The following is a 15429-nucleotide window of genomic DNA, read 5'->3' as shown; positions in this document are numbered from 1 at the left end:
GGGACGGCTGGGGCACCGTGGGGGCCGGACCCGGACGGGGACCCCGAGCACGGGGGACCGGGTCAGGAGGCGAGGAGGTGCCGCGATGAGCCGCTGGCTCGCGCCCGCGATCGGGGGGCTGTCCCTGCTCGTGATGCTCGCCGGCCTGATCCGCGCGGAGACCGTGGCGGCGACGACCGCCGGGGTGTCCCTGGTCTTCTGGGGTCTGGCCGGGCTCGTGCTCGCCGGCGCGGGGGCGGGCGTCGCCGAGCTCTCCGCCCGGCGGGCCGCGCACCCCCGCGCGGCCGGTCCCCGGGCGGCCGGCCCCCCGGCGCCGGGCGCCCGCCCGCCGGCGGCCCGCCGGTAGCGACCGCCCCCGTCAGCCCTGCGGCGCGGGGCCCAGGCCGGCGTCGCGGGCCAGCGCCACCGCCTCGGCCCGGCTGGCCGCGTGCAGCTTGGCCAGCACGTCGGAGACGCGGTTGCGCACCGTCTTCTCCGACAGGAACAGCCGGGAGGCGATCGCGGCGTTGGACAGCCCGTGCGCCACGAGGTCGAGCACCTCGCGCTCGCGGTCGGTCAGCTCGGGGAACGGGACGGCGGTCGACCGGGCCCGCGAGGACGCGAAGAAGGCCAGCACCCGGTCGGCGATCCGCGGCCCGAACACCGCCTCGGAGCGGGCGGCGGCGCGCACCGCGCGGGCGATGTCCCCGGCCTCGGACTCCTTGAGCAGGTAGCCGCGGGCGCCGGCGCGGAGGGCGGCGAAGACCGAGTCGTCGTCGTCGCTCATGGTCAGCACGACCACCGAGGTGTCCGGCTGGGCGGCGGCGATCCGCGCTGTCGCGGGGACGCCGCCCGTGCCGGGCATCCGCAGGTCCATCAGGACGACGTCCGGCCGGAGCCGCGCCGCCTCCTCGACCGCGGCGTCGCCGTCGGCGGCGGTGCCGACCACCTCGAGGTCGGTCTCGTCGCCGAGGGCGTCGGCGACGCCGTCGCGGTAGACGGGGTGGTCGTCGACGACCAGCACCCGGATGCGTGCGGTCACGACGCCGCCTCGGTGGTGGTCAGCGGCAGGCGGGTGCGCACGGTCGTCCCTTCGCCGGGGGCGGTCTCGATCTCCAGGGTGCCGCCGAGCTCGGCGGCGCGTTCACGCATGCTGGTCGACCCGACGCCGGGCACCGCGCCGGGGTCGATGCCGCGGCCGTCGTCGGTGACCACGACGAGCAGGTCGTCGCCGTCGACGGCCAGGCACACCCGGCAGTCGGTGGCGCCGGCGTGCCGGACGGCGTTGGCCACGGCCTCGGTCGCGATCCGGTAGGCCGCCACCTCGACGGCGGCCCGCAGCGGGGGCAGCTCCTGCTCGGCCAGCACGGTGACGTCGGCACCGGCGTCGTCCGCGGGCCGGCCGGGGCCGGTGGCGGCTGCGGTCAGCCGGTAGGCCGCGACGTGCTCGCGCAGCGCGCCGACCAGGCCGAGCTCGTCCAGCGCCGGCGGGCGCAGGTCGTCGACGGCGCGGCGGACGGCGGCGACGGTGCGGCGCATCTGGTCGCGCAGCCGCCCGGCCAGGGCCGCCGCGTCCTCGTGCCCGGCCAGCTTGCCGGCCAGCCGCTCCAGCTGCAGCGCCATGCCGGCCAGCTCGGGGCCGACGCCGTCGTGCAGGTCGTGGCGCAGCCGGCGGCGTTCCTCCTCGCGGCCGGTGACGATCCGCTCGCGGCTGGCCTGCAGGTCGACGACGAGGCCCGCGGCCCACACGAGGGTGGCGGCGCGGCGGGCGACGTCGGCGAACGCGGCCCGCTCGGTCCGCCGCCAGCGCTCGCCGGGGTAGCGGTGGGTGACCCGCAGCTCGCCGACGGCGGTGCCCAGCGAGGTCAGCGGCAGCACGGTGACGTCGCCGTCGTCCCGGCCGGGCGCCGTCGCGGTCGCGGTGGGCAGCCGCGGGTCGGCCGGGACGAGCTGCACCCGGGGCAGCCGCAGGGCGCGGCACACCTCCTCGGCGAGCGCGTCGAGCGCCTCGGCCGGTGCGGCGGCGAGGTCGAGGCTGCCGCCGACCCGGTGCGCGACCGCCAGCGGGTCGCGGCGCTCGCCGTACAGCAGCCGCTCGACCGCCCGCTGCGCCCGCTCCCAGACGGCGGCCGCGGCCAGCGCCGCGCCCGCGGCGGCCGCGACCGCGATCCGGCGTTCCCCGGCGCTGATCTCGCCGACCATGCCGACGAAGACGGCGTAGGCGACGAGCAGCAGCACCGACAGCACCGTGAACACGACCGCGCGGCTGACGACCAGCCCCACGTCGAACAGGCCGTGCCGCAGCACGGCGATGGCCACGCTGACCGGGACGGCCGCGAACCCGACGGCGAAGACGACGTCGGTGAGCGGCGTCGCCTCGACGACGAAGGAGCCCAGCGTGCACAGCACCAGCACGGTGGTGCCCAGCACCAGCCACTGCAGCTGGGTGCGCTCCTTGTCCCGCGACCGGCGCATCCGCAGCACCAGGGCGAGCACCCCGGCCGGGGCGCCGAGCAGGAAGGTGATCTGCGAGCCGAAGCGCAGCACGTACTCGGGCACCATCGAGTCGGTGATCGACAGCGGGCTCTCGACCGCCTCGGTGAAGTCGGAGTAGCGCCGCAGCATCGTGGCCAGCACCGTGACCGCGACCGCGCCGACCAGGACCCGGGCGAAGGGCCGCCAGCGCGGCGAGGGCAGCGTGCCGGTCGGGAAGAACAGGGGGACCAGCGCGAGGACGACGAAGTACGGCGTGAAGCCCCACGCGGTCAGCCACACGGCGAACCCGCCCAGCGGCCCGGACCACCCGGAGTCGACCACCGGCCCCTGCACGTACTGCCCGGCGAGCAGGTAGGGCCCGAAGACGGCGGTGGTGAGCAGCAGCCAGCCCACCCGGTTGCCCGGCTCCCGGCGCAGCACGAGCGCGGCCACCGGCGGGTACAGCAGGCCCATCACGGCGTCGGCCCCGTAGACCGGGACGCCGCCGGCCCACGCCCCGATCGCGATGGCGACTAGCGTGCACACGACGCCGGTCAGCGCGAGGACCCCCGGCAGCCAGGCACGGACGCCGGCGGCGGGGGTGCGGACGGCGGTCGGGCCCGGCACGGGCGACATCCTGCACGGCGAGCGGTCCCGGACGGCAGGGACACGCACCCCCTCGGGTGGGGACGCCGCGGCGGCTCGCCCCCGCCCGGAGGACGGGGACGCGCTGCCCTGGGGGCCGGGACGCGGGGCGCAGGAGCGTCTGCGCCGAACCGGACGGCCACCCCGGCCGACCACCCTCCCCGCTCAGGAGACCCCGATGACCCGCTCGCCCGCCGTCCCCGCCGCGCCCACCGGCACGCCGCAGCCCGGCGTCCCGCCCGTGCCGCCCGCCTCCCGCGCGGAGCTGCGCCCGGGCACCCGCTTCCGCCGGATCGGCGGCGGGCTGTCGCTGCTGGCCTCCGGCACGGTGGTCTGCGCGAGCCTGGCGATGATCCCGTACGAGAACGACACCGACGCCGAGTACCTGCAGACCGGCGTCGACCACCAGAGCAACATCCTGTGGGCCGCCGTCGTCCTGCACTACGGCTACCTGCTCCTGCTGCCGGCGGCGCTGACGCTGGTGCACGTCGCCCGCCGCGGCGCGCGCAAGCTGTCCACGGCCGCGCTGCTGCTGGCCGGACTCGGCGCCGGGCTCTCCGGGGTGATCGTGGTCGACTTCTACGACGTCGCGCTGGCCAACGAGCTGCCCGCCGACCAGGCGCTGCACATCTGGGACGTGGCCAGCGGCTACGGGCAGGGCGCCCTGATCGTGGTGCCGGCGATCCTCGGCCTGGCGGTCGGCACCAACCTGGCCATGGTCGCGGCCTGGTGGGCCCGGGTGGTGCCCGTCTACCCGGTCGTGCTCGGCGTCGTCGGCTGGGCGGTGTTCACCGCCTTCTCGGGCGACGCGTGGCTGCCCACGGTCGGCACCGGTCTGGTCGCCGTCTCCCTCGCCTGGGCCGGCGTGATCGTGCTGAAGATGCGCGACGAGGCCTGGGACCGCATCTGACGAAGGACCCCGTCCCCCTCACCCCCTCGCACGCTCGGGGCGAGCCTCCGGACGGGGCCACGGGGGGCCCGGCAGCCGCGGAGCTGCTGGGCCCTCGCGCGTGCGGCGCCCGGGAGGACGGGACAGCGAGCCCTGGGGCCGGGGACGCGGGGCGGGGGAGGTTCGGTCCGCCCCCCGCACCCGCACCGAGAGGACCCGCCCATGACCGCCTCCACCGACCCGGCCGCCGCCGGCCGGGACGTCCCCGCCGGGGCGCCGCTCAGCGAGGTGCCGCCGGGCAGCCGGTTCCGCCGGATCGGCGGGGCGCTGTCGCTCGTCGCGTCGGGCACGCTGGTCTGCCTGAGCCTGGTGATGATCCCGTACGACAGCCAGACCGACGAGGCGTACCTGCGGACCGGCGTGGAGCACACGGCGAACGTCCTCTGGGCCGCCGTCGTCCTGCACTACGGCTACCTGCTGCTCCTGCCGGCGGCGCTGACGCTGGTGCGCCTGGCCCGCCGCCGGGTGCCGCGGACGGCGCTCGCGGCGATGGTCGTCGCCGGCCTGGGCGCCGGCCTCTCCGGCATCGTGGCCGTCGACTTCTACGCCGTCGCGGCGGCGGAGGAGCTGCCGACCGAGGCCGCGCTGCGGGTGCTGCAGGCGGCCGACGGCTACGGCCAGGTCGCCCTGATCACACTGCCGGCCGTGCTCGGCGTGGTCCTGGGCACCAACCTGGCGGTGTTCGCCGCGTGGCGGGCCAGGGCGATCCCGTTCGCGCCGGTGGCGCTCGGCCTGGTCGGCTGGGTGGTGTTCGTCTTCTTCGCCGGCGACGCGTGGCTGCCCTCGCTGAGCACCGCGCTGATCGCGGTCTCGCTGGCCTGGTGCGGCGTCATCGTGCTGCGGATGCGCGACGAGGCCTGGGCCCGCGCCTGACCCCGGGCCCCGGCTCGGATCAGGTCCCCTGATCGTGCGGCGTCCTCCCTCACCGCAGACGGTGAGGGAGGACGCTCCCCGATCAGGTGGGCTGATCGTCGCGGGACGGCGGCGCTCAGCGGAGGCGGGCCAGCACCTCGGGCAGCTCGTCGGGGGTGAGGACGCCGAGCCGCTGGGTGGCGCGGGTCAGCGCCACGTAGAGGTCGTTGCCGCCGCGCACCCCCTCGTCGAGGACGCCCTGCGGGTCGACGACCAGCACCGAGTCGAACTCCAGCCCCTTGGCCTCGGTCGGGGTGAGGACCACCGGCCCGAGCGCGGAGTCCGCGGCCGGCCCGGAGGAGACGCCGGGCAGCACCGCGGTCAGTGCCGCGGCCACGGCGGGCACCCGGCTGGGCGGCGCGATCACCGCCAGCGTGCCCTCGAGCCCGGCGAGGTCGGCCGCGCAGGCCGCCGCCTTGTCCGGCAGCTCGTCCTCGCCGACGCGCACCGCCCACGGCGGCTCGCCGCCCTCGCGCACCGACCGCGGCGGGGTGAGCCCGGTGCCGCCGGCGGCCAGCACGTCGGCGGCCACGGCCATGATCTCGGCCGGCGTCCGGTAGTTGACGGTCAGCTCCTCCAGCCGCCACAGCCCGCGGGCGTGCGGGTCGAGCACCTCGGCCCAGCGGTCGGCGCCGGCCAGCGAGCCGGTCTGGGCGACGTCGCCGACGACGGTCATCGACCGGGTCGGGCAGCGGCGCACCAGCAGCCGCCAGGCCATGGGGGAGAGCTCCTGCGCCTCGTCGACGACGACGTGGCCGAAGGTCCAGGTGCGGTCGGCGGCGGCCCGCTCGGCCGTGGTGCGCAGGTCCAGCTCGCGCTGCCGGTCGGCCAGCTGCTCGGCGGTGAGCAGGTCGCCGGCGCTGAGCACCTCGGCCTCCTCGCCCTCCTCCAGGTCGGTGGAGCGGGAGCCGTGCAGCAGGTCCAGCGTCGCCTGGGCCTCGGCCAGCCGCCGCCGTCGGTCCCGGCCGGCGCGGCCGCGCTCGGCCGAGTCGTCGGTGCCGAGCAGCTCGTCGGCCTCCTCCAGCAGCGGCACGTCGGCCGGCGTCCAGTCCCCGTCGGGGCGGTGCAGCAGCGCGCGGTCGGCCTCGCTCCAGTCCGGGGTGGCGGCGGCGATCGCGGCCTGGTCGGCGTAGAACTCGCGCAGGAACCGCTCCGGGGTCAGCCGCGGCCACAGCCGCTGCACGAGGGCCTGCACGCCGGCGTCCTCGGCGACCTCGCGGCGCAGCGCCGCCAGGTCCTCGCGGCCGAACAGGTCGCGGCCGCCCTCGATGCCCTGGCCGAGCCGCTCGGCGTACCGCTTGGCCAGCAGGTCGACCAGGCGGCGGGCGAACTCCGGCCGGGCCAGGTTGTGCAGCGGGGCGGCGCGCAGGGCCGACCGGCCGGTGCGGGCGACGTCGACCGGGCGCAGCCGCAGCGGCGTCCCGTCCACGACGACCTCCAGCGGCCGGTCGGGCACGATCCGGCGGCCGGCGACCGCCCGCTCGAGCACCTCGACCATCTCCAGCCGGCCCTTCACCGCGGCGGCCTCCGGCGACTCGGCCGCGCGGGCGTCGATCCCGGGCCGCAGCTGGCCGAGCCCGGACAGCAGGACGCCGGTCTCGCCGAGGGCGGGCAGCACGTCGGCGATGTAGCGCAGGAACGTCGGGGTGGGCCCGACGACGAGCAGCCCGCGGCGGGCCAGCCGCTCCCGGTGGGTGTAGAGCAGGTAGGCCGCGCGGTGCAGCGCGACCGCGGTCTTGCCGGTGCCGGGCCCGCCCTGGACGACGAGCACGCCGGTCGCGTCGGCGCGGATGATCCGGTCCTGCTCGGCCTGGATCGTGCGGACGATGTCGGTCATCCGCCCGGTGCGCGACGCGCCGACCGCGGCCAGCAGCGCCGCCTCCCCCGTGAGCTGCAGGCCGTCGGTGCCGGCCGCGGTGGCGACGTCGATCACCTCGTCGTCCAGCCGGACGACGGTGCGCCCCCGGGTGCGGATGTGCCGCCGCCGGACGACGCCGAGCGGGTGCACCGGGGTGGCGGTGTAGAACGGCCGCGCCGCCGGCGCCCGCCAGTCGACCAGCGCCGGGTCGGTGGCGGCGTCGTCGGCGGCCAGCCCGATCCGGCCGACGTAGAGGGCGCCGTCCTCGGCCCGGTCGATCCGGCCGACGACCAGGCCGGCCTCGGCCGCGTCCAGCGCGGTGACGCGCTCGGACTGGAACCGCACCGTGGCGTCGCGCTCCTGCAGGTCCTGCGGGGACACCGCCGGCGAGGTGATCGCCTGGCGCAGCCGGCGGGCGGCCAGGTCGCGCGCGGCGTCCAGCCGCGCGTAGAGGTCGGTGACGTACTCCTGCTCGGTGGCCAGCTCGGGGTCGGGGACGACGTCGGACGGGGTGGACGGCAACGCGCTTCTCTCTGTCGCTCGCTCGGGACGGACCCGCCATTGTGCGCGCTCAGCCGCCCGTCGCGGGACCGGCTCACCCGTCGAGCGCCACCAGGCGGTCGGCGAGCTCGGCCGGGTAGGACAGCGCCGCCAGGTGGCCGCCGGGCACCTCCGTCACCGGCAGCCCCAGCCGGTCGGCGGCCACCCGCCGCTGGAACCCCGGCGGGAAGAAGCGGTCGTCGCGGCCGGCCAGCGCGACTGTCGGGACGTCGGGCCACGCGGGCAGCGGCCACGGGTCGGCGAACGGCCGGCCGGACTGGGCGCGCGGCGGCGGCGCCGTCGCCAGCACCTCGGCCGGCACGTCGTGCACGAACACCTCGTCGGAGGCCGGCACGTCGTGCCCGGTCGCCGTCCACCAGTCGCCGCCGGTCTCCCCGGGCCGCGGCACCATCGCGTTGAGCAGCACCAGGCGCCGCACCGGCAGCCGGCCGCACACCAGCGGGGCGGTCAGCCCGCCCATCGACTGCGCCACCAGGACGACGTCCCGGGCGTCCCCGGCCGCGGCGACCACGGCGTCGGCGTAGGCGGCCAGCCCGGCGGCGTCGTCGTCGGCCGGCAGGTCCACGGCCACCGCGGGGGCGCCGCGCCGCTCGAGCTCGGGCACCAGCCGGTGCCAGTACCAGGCCTGCCCGCCGGCGCCGGGCACGAGCACGAAGGTGGGGGTCACGCCGGTCCGACCGGCCGCGGCGGCCGAACTCATCGGCCGCCGGTGAGCCGTCTCACCGAGCCCGTCCAGGACCGCAACCCGTACGACACCTCCGCGTCACGCGGCGTCCCTAGCGTCGAACGTGACGGTCGCGAGACCCGCGCCCGTTCTCCGCACGAGAGGAGGGGGCCATGAGCCTCCAGAGCACCACGACCACCGTCGAGCAGGCCACCTGGACGTGCCCGAACTGCGCCAGCCGGACGCGCGCGGACCGCAAGCGCTGCTCGGAGTGCGGCACGTCCCGCCACTGAGGAAGGACCTCCCTGCCCCCCACCGCTCGCAGGCTCGCGGCGGGCCCCTGCAGCGAGGCCGTCCCTCACCTCGCGGGCGGCTCGCCGCGCAGCCGGACGACGGCCGCCCGGTACCGCCGCCGGCCGGTCAGCCGCCAGGCCAGGCGGGTGGCCGGCGACAGGGCGGCGAGCAGCCGGGCCCGCTCGTCGGGGCAGGCGTCCTCCAGCGCCAGGCCGAGCACGTACAGCTGCTCGCCGGGGGACAGGCTGCAGCCGGCGGCCGCGGTGATCGCCGTCCACTCCGCGGCGGGCAGCTCGGCCAGCAGCGGGAGCAGCTCCCGCTCCTCCTCGGCGATCTGCGCGTCGACGGCGTCGGCGAGCACCAGGCAGGCCATGGCGAAGGCGTCCCGCGCCGGCGCGGTGCCGGCGACCGCCCACTGCCGCGCGGCGGTGGAGATGTCGCGCAGCAGGTGGTCCAGGCGGGCGCAGCGTGCGGTCCACGCGGCGACCCGCTGCCGGGCGTCCTCGGCGTCGGCCGCGGGCAGCGACCGGAGCAGGGCCGGCCAGATCAGCTCGCGCTCGGTGGTGTGGTGCTGCAGGAGCACCCGGCCCACCAGGTCGGCGTGCGCGGTGAGCGCGGCGGTGCGGTCGGCGTCGTCGGCCGTGGCCCAGGTGGAGAGCTCGGCGAGCAGCCGCAGCTCGCGGCGCACCAGCCGGTGCAGGACCTGCTGCGAGGCGACGGCGCGGCCGGGCGCGGAGGACGGAACGGAGAGGGCGGCCGGGGGCTGGGCAGCGGTCTGCGGCAGGGAGCGGGGGAGGACCGCGGCGGCGGTCATGGCACACCTCGATGTGTTCCGGAACGACTGAGGACGCAGAGGACGGTAGGGCGGCCGGTGTCCCGGGGAACAGGGCTCTGCGTCCCGTCTCGACCGGGAAACGGCGCCGGGCGGGATGTCCACAAGAGCGCCCGCGTCACGTAGGTTCGCGCCCGTGTCGGTCCTCGCCCGCAACCGCGTGCGTGTGAGCGGGGCGCCCGGCGGGCGCCCGATGGTCTTCGCGCACGGGTTCGGCTGCGACCAGGCGATGTGGCGGGACGTCGCGCCGGCGTTCGAGGACGACCACCGGGTCGTGCTGTTCGACCACGTGGGCGCCGGGGGCTCGGACCTGTCGGCCTACGACCCGGTGCGGTACGGGTCGCTGCGCGGCTACGCCGACGACGTGGTGGCGATCTGCCGGGAGCTCGGGCTGACCGACGTGGTGCTCGTCGGCCACTCGGTGAGCGCGATGATCGGCGTCCTGGCGGCGCGGCAGGCCCCCGAGCTGTTCGGGGCGCTGGTGATGATCGGCCCCAACCCGCGCTACGTCGACGACGGCGACTACACCGGCGGCTTCAGCCGGGCCGACGTCGCCGCGCTGCTGGACTCGCTGGACGCCAACCACCTGGGCTGGTCGGCGGCCCTGGCGCCGGTGGTCATGGGCAATCCCGACCGGCCGGAGCTGACCGAGGAGCTCGCGAACAGCTTCTGCCGCACCGACCCCGCCATCGCCCGGCAGTTCGCGCGGGTCACCTTCCTGTCCGACAACCGGGCCGACCTGCCCGCCGTCGCCGTCCCCACGCTGGTGCTGCAGTGCGCCGAGGACGTGATCGCCCCGGAGCCGGTGGGCCGCTTCGTGCACGCGGCCGTGCCCGGCAGCACCCTCGTCCTGCTGGCCGCGACCGGGCACTGCCCGCACCTGAGCGCCCCGGCCGAGACGGTCGCCGCGATCCGGGCCTGGCTGCCGGTGCCCGCGGAGCGCCGATGACGGCCTCGGCCGTGGACGACACCTCCGGCGACCGGGCCGAGCTGGCCCGGCTGCTGGAGGACGACCCTGCCGACCTGTACGAGAACGCGCCCTGCGGGTACCTCTCGACGTTGCCCGACGGGCGCATCGTCAAGGTGAACCGGACCTTCGCGCAGTGGTGCGGCCGCAAGTCCGACGAGCTGCTCGGCGCCTCCTTCCCCGACCTGCTCAGCATCGGCGGGCGGGTCTTCTACGAGACCCACATGGCGCCGCTGCTGCACATGCAGGGCGCGGTGCGGGAGGTGGCGCTGGACCTGGCGCTGCCCGACGGCACGCTGCTGCCCTGCCTGGTCAACGCCGTCGAGCTGCGGGACGACGCCGGGGCGCCGCTGCTGGTCCGGGCCACGCTGTTCGAGGCGACCTCGCGGCGCCGCTACGAGCGGGCGCTGCTGACCGCCCAGCGCACCGCGGCGGAGTCGGAGACGCGGTCGCGGACGCTGCACCAGGTGGTCTCCGACCTGGCGGCGGCGGTGTCGGTGCCGGACGTCGCCGAGGTGCTGGTCGAGCGCGGCCGGGCGGCGGTGCGCGCGGCCGCCGGCGCGGTCTGGCTGGTGTCCGGCGAGCCGGGAGCCGCCGGCGCCGGGGCGGCGGGGACCGGCGGAGGCGCCGGCCGGCTGCCGCTGCAGCTCGTCGCCGAGTCGGGCCTCTCGCCCCGGCTGCGGGCCGCGCTGGAGAGCGCCGGCTCGTGGGGGCCGCGGCTGCTGCGACCCGGCGGGGTCCGCGTGGTGCCGCTGGGGCCGGAGATGGAGGAGGCCGAGCCCGAGCTGGCCGCCGCCATGGCCGCCGACCGGGCGGACGCGCTGGTCCTCGTGCCGGTGACCGCCGACGGCCGCCAGCGCGGCGCCCTGGTGCTGGTCCAGGGGGTCGCGGGCGACGGCGAGCTGATCAGCCTCACCGAGCCCGGGGTGCCCGCGGACCTCGCGCCGGCCGACGCCGACCTGCTGCGCACCGTGGGCCGCCAGGCCGGGCAGGCGCTGGAGCGGGTGTGGCTGCACGAGGAGACGGCGCGGCAGGCGGCCCGCTCGGCCTTCCTGCTGGACGCGGCCCGGCTCATGTCGGCCGCAGGCGGCGTCACCGAGACCGTGGAGCGGCTGGTCGAGCTCGCCGTCCCCCGGCTGGCCGACCTGTGCGTCATCGACCTGGTCACCGAGCACGGCTTCGCCCGCCCGGCGGCGCGGCACGCCGACCCGCAGCGCCAGCACCTGGCCGACCGGCTGCGGGAGGTCCACCTGCCGATGGCGGGGGCGCCGCACCCGACCGTCCGGGCCGCCGAGCGGATGCGGACGGTGTGGGTGCGCGACGCCGACGACGCGTGGATGCAGCAGGTCGCCCGCGACGAGCGGCACCTGGCGGTGATGCGGGAACTGCGCACGACCAGCCTGGTCGCCGTCCCGCTGGTGGTCGGGGGGCGCCTGCTCGGCGTGCTGACGCTGTCGGCGGGGGGACGGCGGGCCTTCACCGCCGCCGACGTGGAGGTGGCCGAGCAGCTGGCGCTGCAGGTCTCGCAGGTGGTGGACAAGGCGCAGCGGCTGGAGATGGAGACCCGGACCTCGCACACGCTGCAGGCCAACCTGCTGCCGCCGGCGCCCCCGCCGGTGCCCGGGCTGTCGGTGGCGGTCCGGTACGTGGCGGCCAGCCGCGGCGCCGACGTCGGCGGCGACTTCTACGACGTCGTGCCGCTGGCGACCGGCGGCGGGGTGGCGCTGGCGGTCGGCGACGTCGTCGGGCACGACATCACCGCCGCGGCGGTGATGGGTCAGCTGCGCAGCGTCCACCGGGTGCTGCTGGCCGACCGGCCGGGCCCCAGCGCGGTCATCGACCGGTTCCAGGCCGGGTGGTCGCTGCTCGGGCTGACGCGGATGGCGACGGCGCTGTTCGGCTCGCTGGACCCGGCCACCGGCCGGCTGCGGCTGGCGTCGGCCGGGCACCTCAGCCCGCTGGTGGTGACCGCGGCCGGCGCGGAGTACCTCGACGTCCGCCCCAGCCGGATGCTCGGCGCCCCGCCCGCGCCCGCCGCGGAGTGGTCGGGGGTGCTACCGGTGGGCGCCACCCTGGTGCTGTTCACCGACGGCCTGGTGGAGAGCCGCAGCGCCGACATCGACGAGGGCCTGGCCGCGCTGCTGCGGGTCGCCGCCGCCGCCCGCGCCGCCGGGCCCGACGAGCTGTGCGACCGGCTGCTGGCCGAGCTCACCGGGGAGCACCGGGCGGACGACGTCGCGCTGCTGGCGATCGCCCGGGTGTGAGGCCGACCCCCTCGGCGGGTGCCGCGCGCCGCGGGCAGGTAGAACCGGGACCGACAGGCCACAGCGAGGTGGGGAGCCGGCGACGATGACGAGCAGTGCACTGACCCTGGCGCCCGCGCCGCCGTCCGAGGCGGCCGAGCGGGTGCGGGCGGAGGTGCGGGAGTTCCTGGCCGCGGAGCTCGCCGCCGGCACCTTCAGCACGCACGTGGACACCTGGCTGTCGGGGGTGGACCCGGCGTTCTCGAAGAAGCTGGGGGAGCGGGGCTGGCTGGGGATGACCTGGCCGAAGGAGTACGGCGGGCACGAGCGGTCGGCGATGGAGCGGTACGCGGTGACCGAGGAGCTGCTGGCCGCGGGGGCGCCGGTGGCGGCGCACTGGATCGCCGACCGGCAGTCCGGGCCGAACCTGCTGCGGTATGGCACCGAGGCGCAGCGGCAGGCGATCCTGCCGAAGATCGCGGCGGGGGAGTGCTTCTTCGTGATCGGCATGTCCGAGCCGGACTCGGGTTCGGACCTGGCCTCGATCCGCACGAAGGCCACGCGGGACGCCAACGGGGACTGGGTGGTGTCGGGGGCGAAGGTGTGGACGTCGAACGCCCACCACTCGCACTACGGGATCGTGCTGGTCCGGACGTCGCCGGCGGATCCGGCGAACCGGCACGCGGGGCTCAGCCAGCTGCTGGTGGACCTGTCGCTGCCGGGGATCAGCATCAACCCGATCCGGATCCTGGACGGCGGGCACCACTTCAACGAGGTGGTGTTCGACGACGTGGTGGTGCCCGGCGACATGTTGCTGGGCGAGGAAGGGGCGGGCTGGCACCAGGTGACCGCCGAGCTGGCGTTCGAGCGGTCCGGCCCGGAGCGGTTCCTGTCCACCTATCCGCTGCTGGCCGAGTTCGCCCGCCGGGCGGCGCAGTCGCAGGATCCGGCGCAGTTGGCGACGTTGGGCCGGTTGTCGGCGCGGCTGCTGGCGCTGCGGCAGCTGTCGCTGCGGATCGCGGCGGCGCTGGACCGCGGCGAGCTGCCGAACATCCCCGCGGCGCTGGTGAAGGACGTGGGCACGACGTTCGAGGCCGACGTGGTGGACGAGGTGCGCCGGGTGGTCGACGTGCCGGCGTCGCTGGACTCGCCGGATCCGCTGGGCCGGGCGCTGGCCGAGGCGCAGCTGCACGCGCCGGGCTACACGCTGCGCGGGGGCACCAACGAGATCCTGCGTGGGATCGTCGCTCGCGGATTGGGGCTGCGCTGATGGCATCGGACCAGGACCTGGTGGTCGAGACCGTCCGGGACATCCTCGGCTCGTTCGAGCCCTTCGTGCTCACCGCCGACCGGCCCTGGGACGCCGGGCTGTGGAGCGCGCTGGCCGAGGCCGGGCTGACCGGGGTCGGCATCCCGGAGGAGGCCGGCGGGTCGGGTGGCGAGCTGGCCGACGCGGTGGCCATCGTGCGCACGCTGGCCGCCGGCGCCGCCGCCGTCCCGGTCGCCGAGCAGCTGCTCGTCGCCGCGCCGGCGGTGCTCGCCGCGGACCTGGACCTGCCCGCCCCGGACCGGCCGCTCACGGTCGCGGTGGCGCCCGCGGTCACGGCCGAGCCGTCCGACGACGGCGACGGCCCCGGCCGGTGGACGCTCACCGGCACGGCCACCGACGTCCCCTGGGCCGGGGTCGCCGGGCACCTCGCCGTGCTGGCCGCCGCGCCCGCGGGGATCGAGGGGGCGGTGCTCGCGCTGGTCGACGTGTCCGGGCTGGCGGCGACGCAGGCGGTGAACCTGGCCGGCGAGCCGCGCGGGTCGCTGGTGCTGGACGGCGTGGCCGCGTCGGGCGCGCTGCTGCGCCCGGAGCAGGCCGACGCGTTCCGCGCCCGCTACGCGCTGGCCCGGTCGGTGCAGCTGGCCGCGGCGCTGGAGCAGGTGCTGGCCTGGACGGTGCAGTACGCCGGCGAGCGGGTCCAGTTCGGCCGCCCGCTGGCGAAGTTCCAGGCGATCCAGATGGAGCTGGCGGAGATGGCCGGCGAGGTGACCGCGGTGACGGCGATCGTGGACGCGGCGGTGCAGGGCCTGGACCGCGGGGCGGCCGAGCTGCCGCTGCTCGCGGCGGCGGCGAAGGTCCGGGCCGGGGCGGCCGTGGAGGTGGTGGCGCGGCTGGCGCACCAGGTGCACGGCGCGATCGGCTTCACCCAGGAGCACCGGCTGCACCACCTCACCCGGCGCTGCTGGTCGTGGCGCGACGAGGCCGGCGGGGAGGCGACCTGGTCGCGGTTCCTTGGCGCGGGTCTGGTGGCCGGCGGCGGCGACGGGTTGTGGCCGGCGCTCACCCGGTTGGGCTGAGCCGGGCCGGGCGGCGTGGTCCGGCCGGCGTCTCGGGGAGACGCCGGCCGCGGCCGCGGGTCAGGCCATCTCGGGCACGCGCAGGTGGGCGACGGCGAGCTCGAACTCCGCCATGTCGGTGATGCTGACCTCCATCGCGGAGACGAACGTGTCGCGCATCCGCTTGGCGTCCTCGCGGCTGGCCTCCATCGAGGCGCGGTCGTCGAAGGTGACCGCCGAGGCCGCGCGTCCCCGCTCGCGGTCGATCATCAGGCTGACGCTGCAGAAGCCGGGCAGGTCCTCGAGCTGCGGTACGAGGGTCATCCGGTAGGCGTCCAGGACCTGCTCGACGTGCCCGGGGTCGGCCTTGCTCCACACCACGCGGGTACAGGCGCCCTCGGGGGCCTCGTGCCTGCGGTGCATGACGGCGATCTCCCACTCCTGCACGTCCATCGGGCCGTCGCCGCCCATGACCTCGCGGGCCCGCTCGCGCATGGCCATCACGCTCTCGCGGCTGGCCGCCATGGCCGCCTCGTCCTCCCAGGCCGTGGTGACGATGCCCCGGCCGGACTCGCGGTCGACCAGCATCGACAGGCCCACGCAGCCGGTCATGTCCAGGACCGCCGGCATCACGGTGTCCTTGATGTGGCCGATCGCCTGGTCCACCTTGCTCGGGTCGCCCGTCACCGTCGTGGTCCGTGCGTACATGCCGCGCCTCCCCTCGA

At 77.1% G+C, this 15429-nt stretch carries 13 protein-coding genes; 7 read left to right on the top strand and 6 right to left on the bottom strand.

Going from position 1 to position 15429, the window contains the following annotated elements; all coding sequences use genetic code 11:
* The first annotated feature begins 85 nt into the window (after positions 1–85).
* Positions 86–346: a hypothetical protein gene (locus ACI79F_RS18470; RefSeq protein ID WP_456547254.1), complete on the top strand. Its 261-nt coding sequence runs from the start codon at positions 86–88 to the stop codon at positions 344–346.
* Positions 347–358: 12 nt separating this feature from the next.
* Here ACI79F_RS18470 and ACI79F_RS18465 read toward each other — a convergent pair whose 3' ends face one another.
* Together ACI79F_RS18465 and ACI79F_RS18460 are read right to left on the bottom strand one after the other, a co-directional pair.
* On the bottom strand, positions 359–1021 hold the full coding sequence (locus ACI79F_RS18465) for a response regulator (protein WP_456547253.1): 663 nt from the start codon (positions 1019–1021) through the stop codon (positions 359–361).
* Positions 1018–3081, bottom strand: a complete 2064-nt coding sequence (locus ACI79F_RS18460; RefSeq protein WP_456547252.1) for a sensor histidine kinase — start codon at positions 3079–3081, stop codon at positions 1018–1020. Before ACI79F_RS18460 ends, ACI79F_RS18465 begins: the two co-directional genes overlap by 4 nt.
* Before the next feature lie 196 nt (positions 3082–3277).
* On the opposite strand from ACI79F_RS18460, the gene ACI79F_RS18455 reads away from it, so the two are divergent.
* A complete protein-coding gene (locus tag ACI79F_RS18455) occupies positions 3278–4009 on the top strand; it encodes a hypothetical protein (RefSeq protein WP_456547251.1) in 732 nt (243 codons plus the stop codon).
* Between the two features lie 201 nt (positions 4010–4210).
* A complete protein-coding gene (locus tag ACI79F_RS18450; RefSeq protein WP_456547250.1) occupies positions 4211–4921 on the top strand; it encodes a hypothetical protein in 711 nt (236 codons plus the stop codon).
* Positions 4922–5036: 115 nt separating this feature from the next.
* Here the strand turns inward: ACI79F_RS18450 and ACI79F_RS18445 are convergent, their stop codons facing one another.
* The 3 genes from ACI79F_RS18445 to ACI79F_RS18435 form a co-directional block, all read right to left on the bottom strand.
* Positions 5037–7340 (bottom strand): HelD family protein, encoded by a 2304-nt coding sequence (locus tag ACI79F_RS18445; protein ID WP_456547249.1) that lies wholly within the window; start codon positions 7338–7340, stop codon positions 5037–5039.
* Positions 7341–7413: 73 nt separating this feature from the next.
* Positions 7414–8046 carry an alpha/beta fold hydrolase gene (locus ACI79F_RS18440; protein WP_456547248.1) on the bottom strand — a complete coding sequence of 211 codons (633 nt, stop codon included), beginning with the start codon at positions 8044–8046 and terminating at the stop codon, positions 7414–7416.
* A gap of 355 nt (positions 8047–8401) precedes the next feature.
* On the bottom strand, positions 8402–9151 hold the full coding sequence (locus tag ACI79F_RS18435) for a hemerythrin domain-containing protein (protein WP_456547247.1): 750 nt from the start codon (positions 9149–9151) through the stop codon (positions 8402–8404).
* Between the two features lie 154 nt (positions 9152–9305).
* On the opposite strand from ACI79F_RS18435, the gene ACI79F_RS18430 reads away from it, so the two are divergent.
* From ACI79F_RS18430 to ACI79F_RS18415, 4 genes are all read left to right on the top strand, one after another.
* Positions 9306–10118 (top strand): alpha/beta fold hydrolase, encoded by an 813-nt coding sequence (locus tag ACI79F_RS18430; protein ID WP_456547246.1) that lies wholly within the window; start codon positions 9306–9308, stop codon positions 10116–10118.
* Entirely contained in the window at positions 10115–12400 is a 2286-nt protein-coding gene (locus ACI79F_RS18425; RefSeq protein ID WP_456547245.1) for a SpoIIE family protein phosphatase, read from the top strand. The genes ACI79F_RS18430 and ACI79F_RS18425 overlap by 4 nt, the downstream gene beginning before the upstream one ends.
* Before the next feature lie 85 nt (positions 12401–12485).
* Positions 12486–13649: an acyl-CoA dehydrogenase family protein gene (locus tag ACI79F_RS18420; RefSeq protein ID WP_456547244.1), complete on the top strand. Its 1164-nt coding sequence runs from the start codon at positions 12486–12488 to the stop codon at positions 13647–13649.
* Positions 13649–14725, top strand: coding sequence for an acyl-CoA dehydrogenase family protein (locus tag ACI79F_RS18415; RefSeq protein WP_456547243.1), 1077 nt, complete (start codon positions 13649–13651; stop codon positions 14723–14725). Before ACI79F_RS18420 ends, ACI79F_RS18415 begins: the two co-directional genes overlap by 1 nt.
* A 60-nt stretch (positions 14726–14785) precedes the next feature.
* Here the strand turns inward: ACI79F_RS18415 and ACI79F_RS18410 are convergent, their stop codons facing one another.
* A complete protein-coding gene (locus ACI79F_RS18410) occupies positions 14786–15412 on the bottom strand; it encodes an antibiotic biosynthesis monooxygenase (protein ID WP_456547242.1) in 627 nt (208 codons plus the stop codon).
* Positions 15413–15429: the final 17 nt, after the last annotated feature.

The organism is Blastococcus sp. SYSU D00868, from assembly GCF_054050575.1.
Note: the sequence above shows the minus strand (reverse complement) of the source record. Positions and strands in the feature narration are given on the sequence as shown.

What these genes read in the sequence shown, in the direction of transcription:
- ACI79F_RS18470 (WP_456547254.1), top strand. Translation starts at nt 86, where the DNA reads ATGAGCCGCTGGCTCGCGCCCGCGATCGGGGGGCTGTCCCTGCTCGTG.
- ACI79F_RS18455 (WP_456547251.1), top strand. Translation starts at nt 3,278, where the DNA reads ATGACCCGCTCGCCCGCCGTCCCCGCCGCGCCCACCGGCACGCCGCAG.
- ACI79F_RS18450 (WP_456547250.1), top strand. Translation starts at nt 4,211, where the DNA reads ATGACCGCCTCCACCGACCCGGCCGCCGCCGGCCGGGACGTCCCCGCC.
- ACI79F_RS18435 (WP_456547247.1), bottom strand. Translation starts at nt 9,151, where the DNA reads ATGACCGCCGCCGCGGTCCTCCCCCGCTCCCTGCCGCAGACCGCTGCC.
- ACI79F_RS18425 (WP_456547245.1), top strand. Translation starts at nt 10,115, where the DNA reads ATGACGGCCTCGGCCGTGGACGACACCTCCGGCGACCGGGCCGAGCTG.
- ACI79F_RS18420 (WP_456547244.1), top strand. Translation starts at nt 12,486, where the DNA reads ATGACGAGCAGTGCACTGACCCTGGCGCCCGCGCCGCCGTCCGAGGCG.
- ACI79F_RS18415 (WP_456547243.1), top strand. Translation starts at nt 13,649, where the DNA reads ATGGCATCGGACCAGGACCTGGTGGTCGAGACCGTCCGGGACATCCTC.
- ACI79F_RS18410 (WP_456547242.1), bottom strand. Translation starts at nt 15,412, where the DNA reads ATGTACGCACGGACCACGACGGTGACGGGCGACCCGAGCAAGGTGGAC.